18 protein-coding genes and 1 pseudogene are annotated in these 23,296 nt (G+C 65.5%); 13 read left to right on the forward strand and 6 right to left on the reverse strand.

Features of this window, described 5'->3' with window-relative positions; genetic code table 11:
• Positions 1-11: 11 nt before the first annotated feature.
• Positions 12-623 carry a TetR/AcrR family transcriptional regulator gene (locus ABZ345_RS32455; RefSeq protein WP_359857147.1) on the forward strand — a complete coding sequence of 204 codons (612 nt, stop codon included), beginning with the start codon at positions 12-14 and terminating at the stop codon, positions 621-623.
• Positions 624-626: 3 nt separating this feature from the next.
• On the opposite strand, the gene ABZ345_RS32460 is transcribed toward ABZ345_RS32455, so the two are convergent.
• A complete protein-coding gene (locus tag ABZ345_RS32460) occupies positions 627-1,583 on the reverse strand; it encodes a class I SAM-dependent methyltransferase (protein WP_359857150.1) in 957 nt (318 codons plus the stop codon).
• 170 nt (positions 1,584-1,753) lie between these two features.
• On the opposite strand from ABZ345_RS32460, the gene ABZ345_RS32465 reads away from it, so the two are divergent.
• Together ABZ345_RS32465 and ABZ345_RS32470 are read left to right on the forward strand one after the other, a co-directional pair.
• Positions 1,754-2,281 carry a hypothetical protein gene (locus ABZ345_RS32465; protein ID WP_359857152.1) on the forward strand — a complete coding sequence of 176 codons (528 nt, stop codon included), beginning with the start codon at positions 1,754-1,756 and terminating at the stop codon, positions 2,279-2,281.
• Positions 2,259-2,557, forward strand: a pseudogene (locus ABZ345_RS32470) (S24 family peptidase); the annotation flags it as partial. The gene ABZ345_RS32465 and the pseudogene ABZ345_RS32470, both read left to right, overlap by 23 nt.
• Before the next feature lie 128 nt (positions 2,558-2,685).
• Here the strand turns inward: ABZ345_RS32470 and ABZ345_RS32475 are convergent.
• From ABZ345_RS32475 to ABZ345_RS32485, 3 genes are all read right to left on the reverse strand, one after another.
• The gene (locus ABZ345_RS32475; protein ID WP_359857154.1) at positions 2,686-3,171 is read right to left on the reverse strand and encodes an NUDIX hydrolase; all 486 of its coding nucleotides are present in this window, start codon (positions 3,169-3,171) and stop codon (positions 2,686-2,688) included.
• A gap of 383 nt (positions 3,172-3,554) precedes the next feature.
• Positions 3,555-4,223, reverse strand: coding sequence for a hypothetical protein (locus ABZ345_RS32480; RefSeq protein ID WP_359857157.1), 669 nt, complete (start codon positions 4,221-4,223; stop codon positions 3,555-3,557).
• Between the two features lie 930 nt (positions 4,224-5,153).
• Positions 5,154-6,515, reverse strand: a complete 1,362-nt coding sequence (locus ABZ345_RS32485) for a BTAD domain-containing putative transcriptional regulator (RefSeq protein WP_359857160.1) — start codon at positions 6,513-6,515, stop codon at positions 5,154-5,156.
• 474 nt (positions 6,516-6,989) lie between these two features.
• Here ABZ345_RS32485 and ABZ345_RS32490 point away from each other — a divergent pair, with 474 nt between their 5' ends.
• The 7 genes from ABZ345_RS32490 to ABZ345_RS32520 all read left to right on the forward strand — a co-directional run bounded on the left by ABZ345_RS32490 (position 6,990) and on the right by ABZ345_RS32520 (position 15,932).
• Positions 6,990-8,453 carry a hypothetical protein gene (locus ABZ345_RS32490; RefSeq protein WP_359857162.1) on the forward strand — a complete coding sequence of 488 codons (1,464 nt, stop codon included), beginning with the start codon at positions 6,990-6,992 and terminating at the stop codon, positions 8,451-8,453.
• A 21-nt stretch (positions 8,454-8,474) separates the two neighbouring features.
• The gene (locus tag ABZ345_RS32495) at positions 8,475-8,960 is read left to right on the forward strand and encodes a hypothetical protein (RefSeq protein WP_359857165.1); all 486 of its coding nucleotides are present in this window, start codon (positions 8,475-8,477) and stop codon (positions 8,958-8,960) included.
• 142 nt (positions 8,961-9,102) lie between these two features.
• Positions 9,103-10,311, forward strand: a complete 1,209-nt coding sequence (locus ABZ345_RS32500; protein ID WP_359857168.1) for a polysaccharide lyase — start codon at positions 9,103-9,105, stop codon at positions 10,309-10,311.
• A 1,018-nt stretch (positions 10,312-11,329) separates the two neighbouring features.
• On the forward strand, positions 11,330-12,943 hold the full coding sequence (locus tag ABZ345_RS32505; protein ID WP_359857170.1) for a 5'-methylthioadenosine/S-adenosylhomocysteine nucleosidase: 1,614 nt from the start codon (positions 11,330-11,332) through the stop codon (positions 12,941-12,943).
• A gap of 44 nt (positions 12,944-12,987) precedes the next feature.
• Complete coding sequence (locus ABZ345_RS32510) at positions 12,988-13,794, forward strand: hypothetical protein (protein WP_359857172.1); 807 nt, start codon at positions 12,988-12,990, stop codon at positions 13,792-13,794.
• A gap of 765 nt (positions 13,795-14,559) precedes the next feature.
• Positions 14,560-14,802, forward strand: a complete 243-nt coding sequence (locus ABZ345_RS32515; RefSeq protein ID WP_359857175.1) for a hypothetical protein — start codon at positions 14,560-14,562, stop codon at positions 14,800-14,802.
• Positions 14,803-14,861: 59 nt separating this feature from the next.
• Positions 14,862-15,932, forward strand: coding sequence for an IS630 family transposase (locus ABZ345_RS32520; protein WP_359857178.1), 1,071 nt, complete (start codon positions 14,862-14,864; stop codon positions 15,930-15,932).
• Positions 15,933-15,998: 66 nt separating this feature from the next.
• Here ABZ345_RS32520 and ABZ345_RS32525 read toward each other — a convergent pair whose 3' ends face one another.
• Positions 15,999-16,214: a ribonuclease E inhibitor RraB gene (locus ABZ345_RS32525; RefSeq protein ID WP_359857181.1), complete on the reverse strand. Its 216-nt coding sequence runs from the start codon at positions 16,212-16,214 to the stop codon at positions 15,999-16,001.
• 287 nt (positions 16,215-16,501) lie between these two features.
• Between ABZ345_RS32525 and ABZ345_RS32530 the strand changes: the two genes are divergently transcribed.
• The 3 genes from ABZ345_RS32530 (at position 16,502) to ABZ345_RS32540 (ending at position 19,830) form a co-directional block, all read left to right on the forward strand.
• Entirely contained in the window at positions 16,502-16,834 is a 333-nt protein-coding gene (locus tag ABZ345_RS32530) for a dihydrofolate reductase family protein (protein ID WP_359857184.1), read from the forward strand.
• Between the two features lie 279 nt (positions 16,835-17,113).
• The gene (gene fxsT / locus ABZ345_RS32535; RefSeq protein ID WP_359857187.1) at positions 17,114-19,234 is read left to right on the forward strand and encodes an FxSxx-COOH system tetratricopeptide repeat protein; all 2,121 of its coding nucleotides are present in this window, start codon (positions 17,114-17,116) and stop codon (positions 19,232-19,234) included.
• Between the two features lie 371 nt (positions 19,235-19,605).
• A complete protein-coding gene (locus ABZ345_RS32540; protein WP_359857190.1) occupies positions 19,606-19,830 on the forward strand; it encodes a hypothetical protein in 225 nt (74 codons plus the stop codon).
• Between the two features lie 402 nt (positions 19,831-20,232).
• On the opposite strand, the gene ABZ345_RS32545 is transcribed toward ABZ345_RS32540, so the two are convergent.
• The gene (locus ABZ345_RS32545; protein WP_359857193.1) at positions 20,233-23,109 is read right to left on the reverse strand and encodes a BTAD domain-containing putative transcriptional regulator; all 2,877 of its coding nucleotides are present in this window, start codon (positions 23,107-23,109) and stop codon (positions 20,233-20,235) included.
• Positions 23,110-23,296 lie beyond the last annotated feature (187 nt).

Here is a 23,296-nt window from a genome sequence, read left to right on the forward strand (position 1 = left end):
AATATGGACCCGTGAGCACAACGCGCCGCAAGTACGCCCAGCGCCTGCCACCCGCGGAGCGCCGAGAGCAGCTGCTGGACGCCGCCCTGAGCCTGATTCCGGCAGGGTTCGACACCGTGACGATGGAATCCGTCGCCAAACAGGCCCAGGTGACCAAACCCGTCCTCTACGACCTCTTCGCCAACCGCACCGACCTGATCAGCGCCCTGCTCGAACGCGAGGCGGGACGGGCCACCGAGCAGGTCCTCGCCGCCCTCCCGACCGACTTCGCCACCCGTTCCCCGGACGACGCCTTCGCCGACGCCGTCCGCGTCTTCGTGAACGCCGTCGTCGAGGCCCCGGACCGCTGGCGCCTCGTGCTCCTGCCGCCCGAGGGCACGCCACGCGAGTTCCGCACCCAGGTCGAACTGGTGCGCGCGGGCGTCCTGGCCCAGATCGAAGACCTGGCCGCCCTGGGCCTGAAAGAACTCGGCGGCCTCGACGACCTCGACTCAGAGCTGCTGGGCCACGCGATGCTCGCGCTGGCCGAGATGTCGGGCCGGCTGGTCCTCACCGATCCGGAGAAGTTCACGCCCGACCGCTTGGTGGCCCTCGTGTCCCGGATCGCCCACGGCCTGCGCTGAGCGTCATCCCCGCCTGGTGCGGACGTGCGTGAGCAACGCCAGCCCGGTCGGCTCACGACCAACCGACACATCACAGCCGGGCAGCAACGCACGAACAGCCGCCTCGTCGCGCTCGATCACCTGCCACTCCATCAGGTACTCGAGCGGCCACCGGAACGGGTTGCCCACCCCGATGCTGGAGAAGTAGAACGTGCCGCCCGGCCGGCACAGCCGCGTCAGCACGGCCTCGGTCAACCGGACGGCCGCGCGGTCGTTGAGGTAGTCGTACAGACCGCTCACCAGCACCAGGTCGAACGGTCCGAGCTCGGCGACCGGCCCGAGAGCGCGGAAGATGTTGCCGGGCACCACGGTGGTGAAGTCGTTGAGCAGGCCGAGCCGCTTCTGCGCCAGGGTCAGCGCGTCCGGGTCGACGTCGGTGAGCACGAACCTGTCGCCGGGCCGGACGATGCCGGGCGGGATGGTCCGCAGGTCGGGTGCGGCTCCGGAGGCGATCAGCAGGATCGAACGGGGGCCGTTGCGCGGCGCGGTGAGGACGTCGCTGATCAGGCGGGCCTGGTGCATCACGCGGTTGCGTTGCTGCTGGGTGATCGCCGAGCTCTGCAGGCTGGCCTCGACGTGCCAGGCGAGCGTGCCCTGCGTGGCGCCGTTGGCTTGGGCCATCACGTGTTCGACGAGCTGGTAGTCGCTCGGGTAGCCGCGCGCCCACTCCTGCTCGCTGCGCATGAACGGTGAACGTGCGCACGCGGACCGGGCGGGCTGGACGATCGCGGCGATGTCCTCGTCTGGGACGCCGGCGAGGACGCTGGCGCCGATCTGCGTGCCGAGTGTGCGGAAGCGGCCTCCGACCAGCATGTGCGTGGCGGGATCGGTGAGGTTGAACTCCTTCTCACTGCGGAGGAACCCGTCGACGGCGTCGCTGAGCCGGTGCAGGGCGTCCATGCTTTGCGGGAGCACTGTCATCGAACACTTCCTCGCTGCGGCAACGGTTCCAGAGCCTGTCAGCCGGCGCCGCCGACCGACAGAGGCTTTCGGGTAATACGGGGATAACCCTGCTTTGAGTTCACGGGTTGCCCTCGTGGTTCCGGCGGGTGGGAACGAGAACTCTGGGAGCCACTCGAGAGGAGAAGACGATGGAGTGGCTCAACGAGCTCGGATCCTGGGCGTGGGCCCGGCACCACAACGAGCTCAGCTGGTACATCCGGCCGCTGTTCCTGCTGCCGTTCGCGTACTTCAGCTACAGGCGCAGCAGGTGGGGCATCGCGCTCACCCTGGTCGCGCTGGCGACGAGCATGGCGTGGTTCCCCGCGCCGGAGCACCCGACACCGGGCGCGCTCGAGATGCTCGCCTCCGAACGCGAGTACCTGCTGGGAGAGTGGACACCCGCGAAGATCGCGATAGGGCTGCTGGTCCCGCTGATGCTGGGCGGGCTGGCGGCGGCGTTGTGGCGGCGGTCGCTGATCTGGGCGTTGGTCGCGATCAACGGCGGTGGGCTGTTCAAGATTGCGTGGACGTTCGTCGTGAGCGATACCAACGGGGCGGTGCAGCACCTCTACCCCGCCGCGGCCGGGCTGATCGTGGTCGACGTGGTCCTGTTGTTCATGTGGCGGCGCAGGCGGGTCGCGCACGTGGTTGCATCTACCGCGGGAGATCATCGGTGAGGGCGAGTTGTTCCTGCTGCGGGTGGTCGGTGAGTCGACGATGGTCGGCGCGGCCATCGTCGACGGCGACTGGGTCGTGGTCCGAAAGCAGGCGACCGCGACCGACGGAGAGATCGTCGCTGCAATGATCGACGGCGACGTGACGGTCAAGACGTTCATGCGCCAGGACGGGCAGGTGTGGCTGTTACCTCACAACGACGCGTACGAACCCATCAGCGAGAACGAAGCGGCAATCTTCGCTTCGGCAGGGTAGTGGCGATCGTGCGGCGTTTCTGAGCTTCCGGCTGGGACTCAAGATCATCGGTCCGAGCCGACAGTCAGTCAATTGAGAACATCCGCTTCTCGGCAAGAGCGTGTGTCGGAACCGCTCGATCAGCAGCAGAAGAGTGGTAACCGGCCTGCTTTCATGTGGTCGAGTAGTAGGCCACACGCCTGGCGATCTCCGCGTCTAGCGGGCTCATGTCCTCGCTCACCGGTTCCGATGGCGGCCACCACAGGAAGTCCAGCGCTTCGTCGTTCACGGTCAGCCGGGGCACGACCCGGAGCTGAACTCGATAGACAGCGAGGAGTTCCCGGCGCTCCGGCTTCGGGAGATCGAACTCGGCCACCGCAGCAAAGGTCAGGTCCGCCGTGTGGATGCCGGTTTCCTCCCGCAGTTCCCGGACTGCGGCCTGGCGCATGGTCTCACTCGGCTCTCGCATTCCTCCTGGAAGCTCCCACTGTTTGCGCCAGCTGTCGAACATCATCAGGACGGTGTCCGCATGGGTGACAACAACCAGCGACGCGGGCACAGCCACCCGCTCGACCAGACGCGCCAGCTCCTCTTCCGCAGCGAAACGAAAGTCAACCAAGGCGTTACCAGCATGATCACGGATTGGAAGTGCAGCCATGACGCCAATCCAACCGCAACACCGACAGAAGCGCGCGCGAGGAGCCACCCGACAAGTGCGCGTGTCAGCAGAGGCGGCCGTTCATTGGGGCGCGCGATCAGCGGCATGAGCGGACGTTCGGGGTTTGCGCTAGACCTGCCGGCGTCCCGCCATAGCCGCTGTAACGGGTGAGGTTCGCATGCAGCACCTCCTCGCGGTGGGCGTAACGATGGTGGGCGCGTCGAGATAGCAGCGTGATGGCACCGATCGAGTTGAGAGGCAGATCGCCTGGTGCGCGGGAGGTTTAAGCGGTTCCTGGTCTGGTTGCCGTAGGGATCAGGAGCCGCCGCTGGGGCGACGACAGGGAGATCACCTCCGTACGGGCACGTGAGATCGGTTGTGGACTACTTCGGCAGGGGATCGCCGAAGTCAGCTAGCTGGTAGTTCAGTGACAGCGCGATCACTGCTGCGAATTGGTCGACGAGTGCTCGGGCGGAACGCCATGCCCAGGCAGCACAACCTGCTCCCAGCGCATGATCGGGAAACCATGCGTTTCCGCTCCCGGCCATCAACCTGTTGTCGGGAAACCTCCCCGCTAGTCCGCCGCTCATCTTTGGCTGGAGGCCGTCCCCGACGTCTTCCGGGCGGTAGTGAACCAGGTAGTTGCGAAGGTCAATGAGCAACTTGACGTCCTGGTACGGCGAGCTGCCGTGATCAAACGGTTCGTGGTCGCAGAACTTGAGTGCCTGCTTGTACTTGACCAACACCTTCACGTGCCCGTTGTTTGTCGCTTCCCAGAACGCGGCCATCAGCCTGAGAGGTCCCTCACCCAGCGCGCCAACGTTGCTGTGATGCCCATCGGCGGCGTCTTGGAAGATCTCGTTGATCGCAGCCTCAAGGAACATCACTGACTCCGCTACGGCGCTCAACACGAGGCCGCGGAGACGAAGGTTGAACGCGGCGCGTCCGCCGGCGAGCTCGGCTTCCAGCGCATCGGCGGCTTCAGCCGCGTAACGGGCTGCGTAGAGGTGGTGAGTGGACAGGTAGCTGCGCATCGTGAGGGTTGCCGTCATGGTGGCGGTCGCTGCAAGTGCGGCATGCCCGCGCAACCGAACTACGGCCGGGTCGCCCTCAACTCCATGTCACTCATGCGATGACGGTAGTCCCCCGAATGCTGGTCTGCCCGCACGTGCATCTGGATCTGACCGCCACTACGTCCAGATCGAGAGCGGGAACCACTGCGGGATCCGCTCGTAGTTGTCGGGCGCGTGCTGGCGGATCGGGTCGAGGAACCGGAAGCCCAGGTTGTCGAACGACCTGCCGAGCCACTCGTAAACCCAGGTGGGAGCGGGTAGTTGTGGCGCTTGAGGGCGTCGTGGACGTCAGCGATGCGCCTGTCCACACGATGCTGACCTTGCGCAGCTGCTCATGCTTGGGGCCGTGGGGAACCATCGCCATGCGCCGGTTCGGCGAGTCCGCGACGCGCACGCCGTCGGCGTTCCAGCCGCCGGCGAGCCCCAGGTCTTCCCGGAGCATGTCGGCCAGCTCCTCAAACGTGGTTCGGGGAGCTGTGCGGGCGGGAAGTCTCAGTTGTGTGCCACCGGCTTCTTGAACGCAAGTCGATCTGGAGATCAGCCTGGGCGCCGAGCTTCGCTACGCCCGATCTGCGGCATGAGAGTGCGTTGTTGTGGTGCAGCTCGTCCGCCGCATCCAGCGTGTCGAGGTAGTGGCGCGCGCAGACTCTGCTGGCCGAATTGAGTCCCTGGCAGGCCACCCCCACTGGGTAGCCGAACCTCTTGGGGAGGCCCAGTCTCACAACTCGACCAACGCCGCGACACTTGTCCGGAATGCGTCTTCCGCGGATCGGAGATCACGGTCAGGGTTGTAGAACCGACCGCGCTGAGCGTTGGCACTGAGGGTCTCGAGCGCCTCGGGCGTGGCACGTGCCATGTTCAAGAGGCGACCAATGCTGAACGTTGCCGCTACGACCGATGCGGCTGATCCTAGGGTTTGTTGAGCACCTTCACCCGCACAAACAGCACAGCCGCACGGTCTGCGGGCAAGCGGGTAATGGTCAGCATGACCCAGCGTCCCTCATACGTTCTGATGCAGATCTGCGAGCCAACCCGAACCTCGGCGAGGGGTACGTTGCCACCGCCGTGCTCCGGAAGTCGCTTGCACACTTCTGGTGGGTCGTCGGCGTCGACGAGGTGGATGACATTGAATGCGTTGGTATTCCGAAGATCTACGCCACTCAGTTTGTCTTTATCGGCCAGCGGGCTGGTCCTGTACAGGTCGAGGAAATCGTAGTCTGGTGAACGCTGGTTGTTGGTTGAATGCCAGTCTGGCGGTTTTCCCGGAGGAATGTCGAGATCGTAACCAATGCCAGGCTTCACGGCCAGCTCGTACTCATTGAGTATCGCTGGCACCTGCGGATTCGAACTGTTGTCGCCGCTTGCGGTGTTTCCGGCTCTAAGCCAACCCAGTTCCCACGCCACGATGCCTCCGGTGGCCAACGCCATGACAGCTGCAAGCAGCCACAGGCGGTAGCGCGTGCGTGATGGCCGGTCAGGTGGCGGTTCTGTCGCGGACTCCACCGTTAGGTCAAGATCGGGATCTTGCCGGAGGATGCGTTGCTGGAGCTCTTGGAGCGCCGCGCATGGGCTGATGCCGACTTCCTCGGCGAGCCGTTCGTGGGTCGCCCGATATGCGGCCAACGCTTCGGTCTGACGACCGCATCGGTAGAGAGCCAGCATGAGGAGCTCGGTCAGATCTTCGCGCTGCGGATTCTGCTGCGATAGACATGCCAACTCGTCGATGACCTGGGTGTGACGACCGAGTGCAAGGTCAGCCTTGATCCGCAGTTCTGTGGCGACGAGTCGAAGCTGATCCAGCCGGCGAGCTTCCTGCACGGCTGCGGGAACGTCCGCCAGTTCGGCGAACACTCGGCCACGCCACAACCGCAGCCCTTCGACCAGCACGGCTTTGGCTGCTTGTGCGCGGCCGGCCTGGAGCGCCGCACGCCCTTCGCTCACGCAGTGCTCGAAGCGCTCACTGTCGATTTGATCAAGTCGGACGTCCAGTTGGTAGCCGCAGGAGACCGTGCGGACGATCTTGGGTTCCTGACGGGCGCGACGATCAGGCTCGAGTAGCTGACGCAACTGGCGGATGTAGGTCTGCAGCGTGTTCTGTGCCGTGGTGGGCGGCTGGTCACCCCACAGTTCCTCGATGAGCGCGTCCGAGGTGACGGGCTTACCAGCGTGAATCAGCAGAACCGCAAGCAGAGCGCGCAGCTTGGTACCGCCGACGGGAAGCGGCTGACCGTCGCGAAGAACAGTTAATGGACCGAGGACATGGAATTCCATGTAGTTCCTAAGTATCAAGCTGTCGAGGGCTGCACAGCGCAGGCAGCTTACGGCAGAAGTGCCCACGACGGCGAGATTCTCGATGTGTAGGGAATTTCAGCGACGTTCCTGTCTGCTTCAGCGTATTTCCAGCCGCGGTGCGCAGCCTGGGTGGCGAAGTTCTGCGACACCGGTGGTTCGTGGATACCAAGGAGACTCCAGATGCCTCTTATCGATGGATCGTTCAGGTCTCGAGCTGAAGGCGCGACCCGCGCGTCACGCACCAGGGCAGCCATCGCGATACTTCTACTGCCAGGTTTGCTGGCGCTTCCAACCGCCAGGCCGTCCAGCGCTCGTGCGCCGCTGCAACCTCCAGCCCTCACCACGAGTTCTGTGGTGCTGCGCCCGGACGGAGATGTACTTCGAGAGTGGACTGGTGGTACCCAAGGCTCAGCCGCTGGTGCGATCGATGACCCTGTCGTGCAGCCCACCCCAGTGGCGGCTGCTGACTACATCTACGCTGCGGGCGCCGGCCGACGCACCGACGTGAGCGTCGCCAACACGTCGCTCCACGGCGGTGCGGCTCGAGTCACCTTGTGGTTCTACGCCAATACCGGATCGGCGACCCGCCTCAAGGTAGAAGCGGTGCAGGCGACGACCGTGCTGGCCAGTTCCATTGTGGCGCAGTCGTCCGGATTTGGTTGGCGCTCGGTCAGCAGCCCGATGTTGCAGGGTCTCAACGAGATCGGCCTCCAGGATCTCCGACTGCGCTTCACGACACTCGATGGTGGAAACAGCAACGTCCGTGCTGCCTATGTGCAGGCCGTCTTCGATCCGTGTGCTCCTGAGTACGGCAAATTTGGCCCTGGTCAGTGGCCGTCCGCCTGCTGGCGGCCCTACGGAACCACAAGTCCGTTCAACCGCAAGCTGCCGTCCAACCCGCGTCTGATTCATGGCAGCCAGGCGGCATCGGCGGCGATCGTCGGCCGAGTGATCGGAGATATCTCTCAGCGGGACCATCCCAACAATCTGGCCTCACATCCGCGCGGCATCTTTGGTGAGCCGACCTACTACCCGGATGCCGGCGACCCGATGTACACGCTGCGTTGCGATCCGCCTCCCGGCTGGGGGCCGTGCAGCATCGAGGGGCACCAGGTGCGGATACCGGCGGCCGCGGCTCCTGAAGGCGGGTGGGGAGCGGCTCCCGCAGATGACAGGCACATGGCGATCATCGACCAAACGTCTGGCTGGGAGTACAACCTCTGGCAAGTACGGGGAACCGGGCCGTTGCCGCCGAACGGCGGCACGCTCACTTTCACCTTCGGTGGCCGCTCGAGAATCGTTGGCGACTGCGCCGGGCTGGCAGCAGATGGCACCAACTGCGAGACCACGACTCCAGGGCACGGCACTGCCGCACACTTCGCCGGGCTCGCCGGCCGGGTGAGGGCTGAAGAACTGCAGGCCGGCCGGATCGACCACGCGCTCAACATCACGATCAACTGTGATTCCGGTCAGGCGGTATATCCAGCCCGCCATGCCGGGCGGAGTTGCTCAGAGATTCCGCTGAGCAACCTTGATGCACCACCGATGGGGGCGTTGTTCCAGCTCGGCATGTCAGTGGCTGAGATCGACGCGCTCGACCCTCAGAAGGTCAAGCCGTGGCACAAGGTGTTCTTGCGAGCCATGGCGGAGTACGGCATGTACCTCGGCGACACGGGGTCGGAGGGCTTGTTCTCCATCGAGACCGAGGCCGGTAACCAGTACTTGACGGTCGGGCACGCCGATCCGTGGCGCACATACGGGCAAGCGAACTGGGAGCCCTGGACTCACGACGGGATCACGGAGTACGTCGGCAAGTTCTTCGCGCCACGTGACCCGGATCCGGATCTTTGGTGGAAGAACAACATCTGGAGTCACTTGCGAGTGCTCGATCCGTGTGTCGCTGCCATGACCTGTTGACGCAACTCAAAGGAGATCGCCATGTTCGAACGACCAGTTCGATCAACTCTGCTGGCGGCCATGCTCGTCATGGTTTCGCTCATCACGTTGACCGGTGGCGCCCAGGCCGCTCGCGGCGTCACGGCTATTTCCGACGTGACGGCTTTCGCTCGTGACATCGACTGGGGCAGTTTCCCCGATCTGCCGGAAGATCGGATTGCGCTGTCCGAGAGTCCGGGTGTCGTGCCGGGTGACTCGATCCGCCTCGTGCTGGAGTCTGCCCCGAACATCACCTGGTGGAAGGCAATCGACGCCCATGCGTGGGATGGCAGCAACATCGGTTGGGTTGAGACCAAGAACGCCAACCACGGGCCCAATGGAATGACGGTTCGACTCGACGACGTCAGCGACATCGTGTTGGCAAAGGCCGGCTTCCTCGGTGTCTACAAAGGAATGTATCGGCTCAGCAACGAACAGCTGCGGCAGAAGGCAGGCAGTCAGGTCACCTTCCGGTGGCAGCGCGACTGAGTTGGCGGATCACTGCGTGGTGGCAGTTCGACTTGAGGAGGTATCGATGCGCGACCATGGGCAGGACCATGCTGATCAAATCCGAAAACGTTCGTCGTCAAGAGTTGGCGCGCTAGGCCGTGTTTGTTTGACCGTAACCGTCGTGGCCTCACTGGTCACGGTGCTGAGCCCGCAAGCCACAGCCCTCACCTCGACGTTACGTCCAGACGCCGACGTGTTGCGGCAGTGGAGCGGTACGCCTGGATCGGCGTGGGCGTCACTGGATGATCCAGTGACGCAACCGACCACCGTGCCCGCCACGGACTACATCTACGCCGGCGCGGCAGGGCGAGTCACCGAGGTGGCTCTGACCAATCCGGCCCTCACCGGTCCAAACGGGACAGTCACGGCGTGGTTCTACGCCAACACCGGTCCGACCACTCAGCTCCGAGTGGACGCTGTTTCCCAGGGAACGGTACGGGCGACCACAACAGTGAACTCTGGCACCGGCTTCGCATGGCATTCGCTGCCGGCTGTCACCCTGGCGCAGAAGGACGCGGACGATCTACGGCTGCGATTCATGTCGATAACAGGTGGAGACACCAACGTTCGTAGCGCCTACGCGACACTCGTGGCGCAAGGTTGGCAGCAAACCTGGTCCGCGCCAGGTAACAACCTCTCGGAATGGCGGAGCCTTCAGATGCCGGCAGACCCCCCTGCCCGAGTACGCATCGCCTCGCCGCCAACACCGAAGAGCGGGACCGCGCTGCGCGCCGAAGTACGCGACGGTGACGTCGCCGTGAACTCTGCCGGTATGCCGATTCCCGGCGGCTGGCGTGCCGAAGCGGTAGGTCCTCAAGAGGTGTCTTCCCAGCAATCTGTTCGGTACGAATGGTCGACCCTGCTCGACGCTTCTTACCCGGTGAACCCCATCGGTGCCGACGGCAGGCCGATCTGGCAGGTGATCACACAGTGGCATCAAGGGGATGGCGACGTCGGCGGACCTCCGCCGATTGCGCTCATTATCGTGGGCGATGAAATCCGACTGCACCTGCACAGTTCTGATCGGGCCGATCCGAACAGGTCGGTCGAGGTGGGTCAGTATCCGGTGGCGACCCTGGCGCGCGGGACGTGGCACGACTTCCGGTTGGAGGTGCGCTGGGCTCTGACCGGCGGCTACGTGAAGGTCTGGCATGACGGGCAGGTCGTCGCTGACGTACAGAACGTCCAGACCCTCTTCCCCGCCAGAGCGAATGCCGCAGTGGCTGGAACGGCCTACCTGAAGATGGGTCTCTACCGAAAGGCTTCGCCGGTGGGATCGGGGCCGTTCATCCTGTACCACGACGAAGTGCGGAGACTTCAGCCGCAGTAGGGCTGTCGAGCTTGGATCAATGAATGTGTTGCCGTCAAGGCTTCCGGGCGCGTGCGGCAGGCGCCTGGAGTGCCGACGTGGAGCGACGTCACGCCAGAGTCGGCTGCCCCGCCGTGCTCGATACGGCGGCGTTGGTGGGGTCTGGCTGCCAAATCACGGTCACGATCCGGTTCCTGGCTGTTGGCGGGAACCGGATCGTGAAAACTCGAGAGGAGGTTCCGCACACTTCACCAGATCGGCCGACCAGACGAGTGGGTGTCATGGGCTTGCTGTTGGAAGGCCCTCATCCCAGCCGGACTGATGTCGAAGTCGCCGACTCCTTCGCTCTGTTGGAATGTCGTGAGCCGTTGCCCGTTGTCGAGTCTCACCGCGTGCGCGGCTTGGGATCTCCGCGGCTGCTGGAGTAGACGACACCTCTAGTCGCCACCGGATCTCCACATGCGAGGCGCTGGTGACGTTCGTGCTCCAGATCAACGCACCGGTGAGGGCACGGACGGTGGGATCGCGGCGTGTCCCCAAGATGGCCGTAGACCGGCAATGGCGTTGCTATGTCTCGCCGGCGTTCGTGGACCGCTCCCCGTTGGAGGAACTGGCCGGGTCTGGGTGCATGAGACCTCCCACCTGCTTCGCTTTCGCTCGCGACCTCAGCCTGCACACGAAGCCCCACGAGCGCCGCCAACGTCCGCTCATGGGCACGAGCGGACGAGCCTCGCGAACCGAGGGACGAACGTATGAGGTGAACACCCTTCGTCCGGGTTCAGGCCTCGCCAGTCTCAGGACCTACTCGTGCAGTCGTAGGAACAGCACACTTTCCGCTGGAATTGGTTGGTGCTCGGGCCGACATCGGCCCGGCGCCGCGGCGTAGCATCGTGACGTCCCGGATCGGGCGTGGGACCTGCGCCATCACGCCTTCTCCGCCAGATGGTCGGACGTCGACGCGGTCACAACGATCGACGAACGGATTTCGGGTAGTGTCCGGCCCTTGTCGATGACGCCTTTGAGGGAACTTGGGGCCTGAGTGACTGCTGACTCGGCGGGCACCGTGGTAATGCTGACGGCGCTCGATCTGGAGTATGAGGCTGTACGCGGTTTTCTCCGCGATCCGACGCCGCACGCGCATCATGCGGGCACGCTCTTCGAGGTAGGTGTACTGGACGGGCAGGCAGGCCGGATCGCGATCGCCGTCATTGGGGCGGGAAACCCAGGGGCTGCGACCATCACCGAACGGGCCATCACCGAGTTCCGCCCGTGCGCGGTGCTGTTCGTCGGTGTTGCGGGAGCGCTGCACGATGATCTCGATCTCGGCGCGGTCGTGGTCGCGACGAAGGTCTACGGCTACCACGGCGGCCTCGACGAGAACGGTGGATTCCGGACCCGGCCCCAGTCGTGGGAGGCCGACCACGCGCTAGATCAGCTGGCCCGCGAAGTGAGCCGATCTGGGGAGTGGAAGTCGCTCCTCCAGAACGTGCAAGAGGCGCCGGTGGTCCACTTCCGGCCCATCGCTGCCGGTGAGGTCGTACTTAATTCCCAGGACACGCCGCTGGCCGAGCAACTGCGGAACAACTACAACGACGCGGCTGCGATCGAGATGGAAAGCGCGGGTTCGGCGAAGGCTGCGCATCTCAACCGCACGCCGTTCATGACGGTCCGAGGTATCAGCGACAAGGCCGATGGCGACAAGCACACCGCTGACGCCGCAGCCGTCAATGCGGCGGCCTTCGCGATTACCCTGGCGCAGTTGATCCTGATCTCGCGGGCGGGCAAGACCTCGTCGGCCCGGCCAGCGGGAAGTTGGTGGAAGCGCAGACGGCAGCAAGTCGCCATTGCAGTTTTGATTGTCCTCTCGTTTTTTGTGGGCGCTCTTGTCAAGCATGGCGACCTTGGTCTTCCACGGTGGTTTCGACCGTCGGCTGGACAGGCCCCGGTGTACGTGACGGCCAAGCAGCTGCCACCGGCAGTTGGGGAAGAGCCGCTGGTCAGGCTGCTGCCTGATGGGGTCACTGACCAGGTTCGACAATTGATGAGTGGCTCCGAGTGGCTGAACGCACCGCAAGAGTTGGGAATTCCGGTCGGGCTCGACACGGTGCAGATAGTTGTTCAGGCCAAGGAGTCGAGGTTGCTGTTGACAGGTCTGCGTCTCGTCGTCGACGAACGGCATGCACCCCTCGCGGCCACTCTCGTCTTTCATGGGACGCAAGGTGGCCCGGGCAAGCCGATACAGGTGCATTTTGACGCGGATGCCCCAGAAGCCACAACCAAGCGTGGAACCCCCGCCCGCAACCCGCAGGGCCGGGACTACTTCCAGGCTGAGAACTACGAGCTCGATCCGGGACAGAGCGTTGAGTTTCGCGCCACGGTGTCAACACGCCAGTGTCACTGCCGGTGGCACCTTGAAGTCGATGTCAGCCTCAACGGAGAAATCCAGCCGATACAGGTTCGTCGCGGCGACGGCTCGCTGTTCGAGATATCAGCGTCAACGCCGCGCGTCGAGCAGGTGTATGTACTCCCTCACCCTTCGGATCTACCTCGGACGGCAGGTGGCGGCTCCATAGGTGGATGGGCGCATGTGCCGACCGATGAATTCTGTAAAACGAGCACGTTCTGCGATCCGTCCGCGTGGCCGAAGCAATGACGACAGAGCGATCAGATAGCCGAAACCGTCGCCCAAGTCGGTGGGTGCGACCCGTTGCATTCATCGCTGCCTGCCTGTTCGCCGCGGGCCTGGGGTACGTCATCACTCCCGATGATCGACCAACCGATTCGTCCGATTCTCAGGACAAGGCCGCTGGCGCACCACCCGTGGAGGTTGCTGCTCGGTATCAGGACGACGGCATAATCGGAGAAGCGTGGTGGCAAATGCTTCCCGCTTCAGTGGGAGAGCATGACCTGGCCGCGGGTTCGAGTTGCGCCGCCGTGCGGGACAAGCTGCGCGGGCTCGGGGGAGTCGACCGCGGATGGTCGGAAGTGACCGTGACGATCAGAGCCAAAAGGCCCGTCCAGGTCGTGGTTCAGTCAGTGCGATCGCGACTGGTTTCTTCAGCGCCTCCTGCGCCTGCCAGAACACTGTTGTGTGTACCCGACCCTGAGCCCTACATGGCACGTGAGGACCTGCTCAAGTACGATATGGGCTTCTTGGTTGACCAGGACGGATACTCCTCGAATCTGTTGGGTTCCGATCCGGAAGCAAACACGAAACGCCTCGGTTTCGGTGAGATCCATGAGCTCGATTTCAAGGGATACGTCCGATCCTGTGACTGTGCCTGGAAGATCGAACTCGAGCTGCTCGTCGATGGCCGGAAACAGCAATGGCAACTGGAAGATTCCGTGACTGAAAGACCGTTCCGCACAATCGCACCACCGCAGTCACCGGGAGACTCGTCGACGAATGTGGTGTGGTGTGCTGCAGATGGTCGGGGCAAGCCGACCCTGCCTGATCGACGCGACTGTCCCATTCCGGTCGTATATGAGACGCCGTTGTACTGAAGCGAAACCGTTCCCTTCGGTCCCGGCGATGCTGGTTGTCGGTACCCGGCCGGTGCCGGCGACTGTCGGTACAGCTTGAGGTGTGGTCCGCGCTCCCTATGGTGGCGGACAACCCGAATTGGTCCACGTCACGAGTGGATCCTGGCGTCTACACGCTCGACGTCCAGCACCGTCTGGTTGGTGGCGTGAATCTTGACCGGTTCGGCCCAACAAGGAGCGGACGGCGTGATGCACCTCCGCGAAACCTGCACCGTGTTCGCTGGCTGGTACGGGCCTGTGTCACGGTGAAACAAGGGCGGCGCGAGCGGCGAGCGGTGGATGTCGTGCTCGGCGTCCTTGTCGGGATAGCGCTTGGACCCCGGTAGGCTATGGAAGCGCACCCATCGGTCACGTGCCGTCAACGTCCGCTTGTGGGCGTCAGCGCGCCCAGACAACGGGATCAGCGGCATGAGCGGACGTGGACGTGCGGCAGTCCGACCGCTGATCGGGCCGCAGCCTCGTGCTGGATGTTGTGCAGCGATGCGCGCTCTGACCGGCGAGGTCGTTGGGGGACGGTGGCGCGCCAACGCAACCTGATCAAGGGGCCTGGCCACCGCCGGTGGTCCACGAGGCCGGAGAGTCGGTCATCTGTTGGAGGGGAATCTCGAGCCTTGTTGTCGAATCCGGCGTCGCGCGATCGACGTGCAGGTGGGAGTGGCGGGTCCAGCGGCCAAGGTGCCCCGCCGGCGACACCGCCACCGACTGGCCAGAGGAAGGAAATCGAAGATGGGCAGGACACCACTGCGGCTGTACATGTCCATGTCGGTCGACGGGTACATCGCCGGACCGGACGACCGGCCGGGCCAGGAACTCGGCCGCAACGGAGGGCGGCTGTTCAATTGGCTCGACGACCGGATGTCCGAGGGCATCAACGGGCAGGTGTACGCCGAGGCCCTGGCAACCGGTGCCGTGATATCCGGACGTCGCACGTTCGAGCTAGTGGTGCTGCCCAGATCGTTGACCAGGTAATTGATCTTCCGTGCTGACCGGGTCAGGCTGGTCCCTCTTGTCGAGTGCGGGAGGTGGTTGTGGCTCGTCGTCCGGGCGTGTTCGTCCGCGGGTTATCAATGGAGGAGGGGCGCAAGCTGGCGCGGATCACCAGGACCGCGAAGGACCCGGTGAAGCTGAGGCGGGCGATCGTGGTGCTGATGTCCGGTCAGGGCCAGGCGGTCCGCGATATCACCTCGTTGCTGCAGGTCGGCGTGGACTACGTGCGTGATGTGATCCACGCGTTCAACGAACGGGGGTTCGCGGCGCTGGACCCAAAATGGAGCGGGGGACGCCCGAAGACGATCGGTGACCGGATCCGCGAGGGGATCTGCCTGATCGCCAGGACATCCCCCTCCGACTGGGGCATCACCGCGTTCTCCACCTGGTCGCTCGCGAAGCTGTGCGCCCACCTGCTCGACCGGGGCACCGTCGCCGCGATCAGCCGGGAGACCCTGCGCCGCATCCTGCGCGCGGGCGGGATCTCCTGGCAGAGCACCACCACGTGGAAGGCCTCCACCGACCCGGACTTCATCGCCAAGATGCACCGCGTCCTGGACCTCTACGACCACCCGCCCGCCGACGGCAGAGTGATCTGCGTGGACGAGTTCGGTCCACTCAACCTGTTACCCCGCAAGGGAAAGTCCTGGCGTCCGCAGAGCAGGCCCCGGCGGCTTCGGGCCACCTACAACCGCAACGACGGCGTGATGCACATGCTCGCCGCACTCGACCTGGCCACCGGCCACATCTCCTACCGGATCCGATCCCGCAAACGCCGTCACGAGTTCCTGGCCTTCCTCAAGACCCTGCGGGCACGCTGGCCCAGCGAGAAGCTCTACGTCGTCTGCGACAACTTCGCCCCGCACAGTCACGTCGATGTCCGCGCCTGGTGCGCCGGCAACCAGGTGGAGCTGGGGTTCGTGCCCACCTACTCGTCGTGGCTGAACTGGATCGAATCCGAGTTCGCAGCCCTGCGCTACTTCGCCCTCAACGGCACCGACCACCGCAGCCACACCGAGCAGAACGCCGCGATCGCCGCCTACATCCGCTGGCACAACACCCGAGCCGAACCCAAGACCAGATTCGCCACCGACTCACCCATCCGAACCTGATCCCATTACCCGGCCAAGGCTGCGTGACACACCACCAGTCACGGCGGACCGTCCCTGTTGAGTCCATCAACAGCGAAGTTGCTGCTCCTCGCCGGCGGTCAGCGTGACCTTCCAGCCGTCGTACTTCGCGTCCGAGTCCTGGGCGATTCGTTCCATCTGACGCTCAGCCTGACTCACTTCGGCTTCCACAAGCGGCAGTGTGCCGAACGCAGCGACGTGCCAGTAGCCGTCACCGGACACCTCTTCATCCACGACGACATCGATGATCGCCAACTCGCGCAAGGTACTCACGATGGCCGCCGGGTGGCGCCCCGGCGATGAGAAAAATGAGTCACTGCAACCGGCGTCAACAGGCTCCGGCCAGCTCGTTCGGCCAGCGCACGCTGCCCGGACAAGTGATCAGCTCGCTTTGCGTCCACCAGCAGAGACTAGCCACAGCGTGACCACCACAAGCGTCCTTCGATCCGTGCACTACAGGTGCGGACGATCGCGTTGTCTGGTCAACGTTGCGAGCAGCGCCACTAGCTGGTCGATGGCAAGGTGACCACCACGACGGAGTGCCGATCCACGTGCTCACACGCCACATCGACCCGGCCGACAAGCCCCCAGGGAGCGCGAAGTACTACACCGACGTCAACGCGTGTGCCACCGAGGCCCGAGAAGCAGCGGGAGATCGAGCCGTGATGGTCCACGGCGCGAGTGCGGCGCAGGCGTTGCTGGTAGCCGGCCAGCTCGACGAACTCGAACTGCACGTTGTTCCCGTAGTGATGGGCGGCGGACGGCGGCTGTTCGCGCCGACCGGACACGACCACGTCGAACTGGAGCTCGTGCGCCGGCTCGAAGGCCGCGACGCCACACATCTGCGTTACCGCGTAGTCCACCGAGACGGGGAACAGCCGTGACCACCGCTTGCTGACGACAGAGACGGAGCCACTCCGCGATGCCGTCCCAGGCGCACCTGGCCATGTGGAGCACCCGGTCATCGGCATGAGCGGATGTTCGGCGTCGTACCCGATCAGCGGCATGAGCGTGCACGTCGAATCAGGCCTCATCACAAGGAATTGCCCGTGGACGAGTCCGTGATGCGGTGCGGTCGGGTGAATCGTGGCGACACCGGCCGGTGTCGGGGTCGTGCGGTGGGACGCTGTGGCTCGACCTGATCGGGGAGGGGGTGTCCTCCGGTGGTGACGTCTGCGCCGGACTTGCCCGAGGGGGCCGAAGGCGTGCCCGGTGTGCGCAACACGGTCTCAGACGTCGTGGGTGGGGTGATGCAGGTCGGTGTCGTGCGCGGTGACATCCATGTGCACGCGCCGACGCGTCCTGACAACGGTGTGCGGGTGTGGAACGTGCGCGCCCGCTTGCACGAGTTCACCGGTAGGCAGGACGTGCTCGACGGGGTGGCCTCCGCCCTGTCCACGCCAGGGGCGGTGGCGGTGCAGGCGATCGCGGGCATGGGCGGGGTGGGCAAGACGTCCGTCGCGATCGAGCATGCGCATCGTCGGTCCGATGACTACGACGTGGTGTGGTGGATCGCCGCAGAGGAACCGGAGTTGATCCCCCAGCAATTGGCCGAGCTGGGTCGGGCATTGGGGCTGGTCGATCAGCGCGATCCGGTCAGTGTGGCGATGCCCCGCGTACTGGGGGAGTTGCGCCGGCGGGAGAGGGTGCTGCTCGTGTTCGACAACGCCGAGCACCCCTCGGCGATCACTCCGTTCCTGCCCGGCGGGACGACCCGCGTGTTGATCACCTCCCGGCACCCCTCCTGGGCCGGCGTGGCCGACGCGGTCACCGTCGACGTGTTCACACCGGCGGAGTCCGCCCGCTTCCTCGCCGATCGGGCCCCGAGGTTGACCGAGAGGGAGATCACCGCCGTCGCCGAAGCCCTAGGACACCTGCCCTCGGCGTTGGACCACGCCGCTGCGCTGCTTGCCGACGGTGCCGTTACCACGCAGCGGTACTTGGACCTGCTGGCGTCCCGCGCCCGTGACCTGCTGCGCCGCGGCGACCCGGTCCAAGACGGGACCCTGGCATCCGTGACGGCGTCGTGGTCGTTGGCCTTCGACGCCCTCGCCGACCAGGACCCGGCCGCGCTGCACCTGCTCACACTGCTCGCCTGGCTCGCGCCTGAACCCGTCCCCCTGACCCTGGTCACCGACCACCCCGACATCCTCCCGCAGCCGCTGGCGTCGGCCGCCGTGGACCCGTTGGCGTTGGCTGACACAATCCAGGTGCTGCGACACCGGGCCCTGGTCCAAGTGGAGGCCGACAGCCTGCTGCTCCACCGCATCCCCGCCGCCCTGCTCCGCGCGGTCCCCGAGTGCGGTTGGGCGAGCACCGCCCTCCACCTGCTCCGCAGCATCTGGCCTGCGGACCCACAGCACAACCCCGCAGTCTGGCCGTCGTGGCAGCGGCTGCTGCCTCACCTGCTTGTTGCTACGGCACCCGACCGCGAACCTATCCTCACCGCCGATCGCGACGCCCTCGTCGCACTGCTCGACGGCACCTCTACTTACCTGGAGGCGAGTGGACAACCTCGGCCGGCCCTGCCGCTCGCCCGACGAGCACACCAGCTCGCGCTCGACCACTACGGCCCGGATCACCCAAACACGCTTGACATCGCCAACAACCTCGTGCTCCGGCAGCAGGCATCCGGTCAGTACCAGGTGGCGCGGGAAGTTGCCGAGGACACTCTGGCTCGACGCCGCCGTGTCCTGGGCGAGGACCACCCCGACACCCTCGGCACTGCCGCCAACCTGGCCGTCGCGCTCAAGGAGTTGGGCGATCTCCGGGCAGCGCGGGAACTGGACGAGGACACTCTGGCCCGACGCCGTCGTGTCCTGGGCGAGGACCACCCCGACACGCTCATGTCCGCTGGCAGCCTCGCTCTCGACTTCTCACTGTCCGGCGATCACCGGGCGGCACGGGAACTAGGTGAGCACACCCTTGCCCGACGCCGCCGTGTCCTCGGCGACGACCACCCCAGCACACTCACCACCGCCGCCAACCTCGCGATGGACCTCAAAGCGTTGGGCGAGGGCCAGACGGCGAGCGAATTGGGCGCGGACACCCTGGCCAGGTTCCGCCGTGTCCTGGGTGACGACCACCCCAAGACGCTCAGCGCCGCCAACAACCTCGCCGTCGACCTCCACGCATTAGGCAGACTCTCGGATGCTCGCAAACTCGCCGAGGACACCGTTGCCCGGTTCCGCCGGGTGCTCGGTGACGACCATCCCAGTACCCGCACCGCCGAACGCGCCCTCGCCGCCATCAACTGGGACCTCGGCGCGATGTTCAGGAGCTAGCGCCACCAACTCCGCCGACTTGCGGGCTTGGCGACGGGCGTGTCCATCGCCTTCAGAGGTCGTCCAGCGGCGGATGTACTCACCTGGACAGGTTGCGCACAGTCGACACCCCAGGCGCACGCCCATCGACGCGCGCCACGCGGCACACGAGTGCGGACACCCGCCTATCGGCAATAGCGGACGTCGGCTGGCCGTGACGGTGTCAATGGGATCTGGCCACTTTTGGTGACCGAGCTGGGCTCAGCCTGGGTGAGGGTGAACTGCTGTTGAAGCACCGTGCCGTAGGTCAGCGCGCTGAAACTGAGGAGCGTGCTGCTGTCCAAGATGGAGAAGTTGAGCCGCGGGATCGGTGAATTCCAGGCTGGCCTCGGGTGAGCCACTGGGCGAAGAGACCGACGCAAGCACGCAACGACCTCGCGCCCGAGGGCAGGACGCCGAAACACCCGTTCGAGAAGCTGATCGCCATCGTTGAGGCAATCACGGCGGTCGTGATCCTCAACGTTCTGCACGAGCTAGGCCTGCCGGCTGGGCGGCAGCGAGAGATCGTGCAAGAGCACCCTCAGCTGAGTGGGACGGCGCGGACCGCGGGCAAGTAGCCAAGTCCCACCCGAATAGCTCCAGTGATGATCAATCTCAAACTGATGGCACATTTGCCAAGCGGTTGCCAATATCATTGAGATTTTGACACGGGAATTGAGACCCTGCAAAATTGGGGCCCTGCAAAAGGTGTAGGGTCTCATCGCCTGTGACATGTTGATGTTGGCCGACCTGCAGGTAGCTGGGTGTCTCACGGTGATGTCACCATGATCAGTCTCATAGACCGCGTGATTTCCTCAATGGCCCAGGCTTCCGAGAGAAGCCGCGGTGTAGCTGCGCGGTCAGCCCTGCCGCCTCCATCGCGGCCGGTGGAGCAGGTTGTTCGTCTTGTACTGGCGGCCCGCTGGGGAGCGCACGCTCAAGCTGGAGCCTGAGGCGCGGCATGCCGAGCTTCACGCCCGCTACGTTGTCTCGCCCAGGCCCGACGGCCTGAACGACTCCAGTGCCGAACCAAGGTCGTCGAGTTGCCGTTGTACACGCGAGGCGTCGTCGTCGCGGCCTTGTTCGTGGTACAGCTCCAGTGCCTCCTGCCACACATCGCGCGCTTGGTCGTGTTGTCCTAAAGCGGTGTGGGGGTGGCCCGTGTTGTCGAGGGTGTTCGCGATCTCGTAGGTGTTGCCGAGGGTGCGGTACATGCTCAGGGCCTGCTGGTAGTGCTCGAGTGCCAGCCGGTGGTCGCCGGCGCGGTCGGCGATGAACCCCAGGCTGTCCAGGGTGGCCGCCTCACCGTCCGGGTTGTAATGCTTCCGGTGCAGTGTGAGGGCGGCGAGGCAATGATGGCGGGCGGTGTCGAGGTCGCCGAGCCGCGCGGCGAACCAGCCCACCAGGTTGAGCGTGTCGGCTTCCCACGTTGGCTGCTCGAGGGCGTGGTAGAGGTCGAGGGCGTGTCGGGCGTGGTCCAGGGCCCGCTGGTCGTCCCCCCGTCGTGTCCAGGCGGCCGCGAGCCCCTCGTGGGTGTGCGCTTGTTCGGTGGGGTTGTTGTGGCGCACGGCCAAGTCGAGGGCCTTGGCCAGGTGCGTGGTCGCCTCCTCGTGCAGGCTCAACGTAGAGCAGACGTTGCCGAGGCTTCGGTGGGTGCGGCTGCGGATTGTTGGATCGGGTAGGTGAACGGCGGCGTTCAGCGCGGCCCGCCACATGGCGAGCGAGTCGCGCAGGTGTCCCCGCCGGAGATGGAAAGTGTCCATTGCCCAGGTGAGATGCCAGACGACGTGGTGGCGGCCCAGGGAGACGGCGGCGCGTTGGGTGGCCAGAAGGACGGTGTGCTCAGCCTCCAGCCAGGCGAGCGCGGCTGCGGCGTCGGGCAGTGGGTGTGGGCGGACGCCCGATGCGGGCGGGTCTGGCCGCAGGAGCGGGCCGTGGGGATTCAGGAGGCGCTCGGCGGCGGAAGCGGTGTGCAGGTGGAAGTCCATCACCCTGATCAGGGCTGTCTCACGCATGTGATCGGGCAGGTCATGGGCGGTGGTGGCGGCGTAGGCGCGGACTAGGTCGTGCATCGCGTACCGGCCGTGCGGGCGTCGTTCGAGCAGGGATGCCTCTTCCAACGCCGATAACGCTTTGCGTGCACAGACGGACGGCAGGCCGGTGAGGGCGGCGACCGCGGGCAGGGTGGTGTCAGGGCCGGGCGTGACGCCCAGCAATGTGAACACGGTGCGGTGTTCGTCGGTGAGCCGGCGCAGGGACCAGGACAGGACTGCGGGCAGGCTGGCGGCGGGGTCGGTGTCGTGGTCCAGCATCTCGAGACCCAGGGCGCGCAGTTCGGCGGCGATCTCGGCCAGCGCGATGGCGGGGCGGGTGGCGGCGTGGCGGGCGGTGATCGACAGGGCCAGCGGGTAGCCCCTGCACAGCTCGACCAGTTCGTCTACGGCGTCGGGTTCGGCGGTGACGCGGCCGGCGCCGAGGCGTCCGGTCAGCAGCGCCCGTGCGTCGGCGCGGTCCAGGACGTCCAGTTGTAGCTGGCGGGTGCTGTGCCTGTCGATCAGGGAGGCGAGCCTGGTGCGGCTGGTGATCAGCACGGTGCAGGACGGGCTGCCGGGCAGCAGCGGGACGACCTGCTCTGCGCTGGCGGCGTTGTCCAGCACGATCAGCATCCGCCGTTCGGCGACCAGGCTGCGGTACAGCGCGGCTTGTGCGTCGAGGTCGGTCGGGATCCGGTCGGGGTCGACTCCGAGGGCGTCGAGGAATCCGCGCACCGCTGCCCCCGACTTCATCGGCTCTTGTGCGGGGCTGAACCCGTGCAGATCCACGAACAGCTGCCCGTCGGGGAACCGCTCGGCGTGCCGGTGCGCCCACGCCAGGGCCAGCCAGGTCTTGCCGATTCCACCCGCCCCGCCGATCGCCGAGATCATCACCGTGGCGGCGGCTGGTGTCCCCGAACTGGTCCCGGACGGTATCGGGTCCTCCTCCGGTTCGGCGGTCAGCGCGTGGTCCAGGCGGGCCAATTCGGTGCCGCGGCCGGTGAACCATCGTGGTGGCGCGGGCAACTGCCGGGGCATCGGCTGCTCCGCCTTCGGGGCTGTTCCGCGCGTGATCGCTGTCGAGGGTGGGGTGAGGGCGGGATCGGTGTCGAGGATGCGCTGATGCAACACCTGTAGTGCGGTGCCGGGCTCGGTGCCCAGTTGCTCGATCAGCCGGTCGCGCAGATGCCGGTAGTGGGCCAGCGCTTCGGTGGTGCGTCCGGCGCGGTGCAGGGCCAGCATGAACTGGGCGGCGACGCGTTCGTCCACGTCTTGCTGTTCCACCAGCGTGAACAGTTCAGGCAGCACCTCGGTGTGCCGACCGCAGCGCAACGCCACCTCGACACGGTCGAGCCGGGCGGCGATGTGTTCCCGCTCGAGGCCGGTGCGCACCGCAGCCAGCCAGGGGGTTTCCAGGCCGGCGAACGGTTCACCCCGCCATAGTGCCAATGCCTGGTCGTACAAGCCGAGAGCCTGTTCATCGTCTGCATCACGACTGCAGGTGATCAGGTGGCGGAATCGGAGCACGTCCACGACGCCCGGGTCGGCGAGCAGCACGTAACCGCTGGAGCGGCGTTCGATGCCGATGCCTGCTGGCGCCAGCAGCAGCCGCAGCCGCGACAGATAGTTCCTCAGGACCTGCCGGCCCCGCAGCGGCAGATCCTGTGACCACACCCGCTCCAGCAATTGGTCCACCGTGACGACCCGGTTGGCCTCCACCGCCAGCACCGCGAACACACACCGCTGCCGCGGGTGCCCTACCTCGAACCGTCGGTCCTCGATCCAGGCCCCGACATCCCCCAACACCCTCAGTTCCACCACCACAACAACCCCCGTCGTTGTCCCGCCCGAAACACCTTGCCCGAATTCCCTCAAGATCGGAGGCAACTCTCCACAAGCGCTCCTACCGGCTTGTTACACGATCCTGGTGCGTTCCCGGGAGGCGGTGCACCCATTCTCGCAGCAGGCCGGAGTTGAAATCCGGTTCCGAACGCCGCAATTCCAAGGAGAC

The sequence above is a fragment of the Lentzea sp. NPDC005914 genome (assembly GCF_040629405.1).
Lineage (GTDB): Bacteria > Actinomycetota > Actinomycetes > Mycobacteriales > Pseudonocardiaceae > Lentzea.

Bases quoted from the DNA above. Each gene is read 5' to 3' on its own strand.
- ABZ345_RS32475 (WP_359857154.1), bottom strand. From the start codon at position 3,171: ATGGCTGCACTTCCAATCCGTGATCATGCTGGTAACGCCTTGGTTGAC.
- ABZ345_RS32495 (WP_359857165.1), top strand. From the start codon at position 8,475: ATGTTCGAACGACCAGTTCGATCAACTCTGCTGGCGGCCATGCTCGTC.
- ABZ345_RS32465 (WP_359857152.1), top strand. From the start codon at position 1,754: ATGGAGTGGCTCAACGAGCTCGGATCCTGGGCGTGGGCCCGGCACCAC.
- ABZ345_RS32460 (WP_359857150.1), bottom strand. From the start codon at position 1,583: ATGACAGTGCTCCCGCAAAGCATGGACGCCCTGCACCGGCTCAGCGAC.
- ABZ345_RS32515 (WP_359857175.1), top strand. From the start codon at position 14,560: ATGGGCAGGACACCACTGCGGCTGTACATGTCCATGTCGGTCGACGGG.
- ABZ345_RS32480 (WP_359857157.1), bottom strand. From the start codon at position 4,223: ATGACGGCAACCCTCACGATGCGCAGCTACCTGTCCACTCACCACCTC.
- ABZ345_RS32485 (WP_359857160.1), bottom strand. From the start codon at position 6,515: ATGGAATTCCATGTCCTCGGTCCATTAACTGTTCTTCGCGACGGTCAG.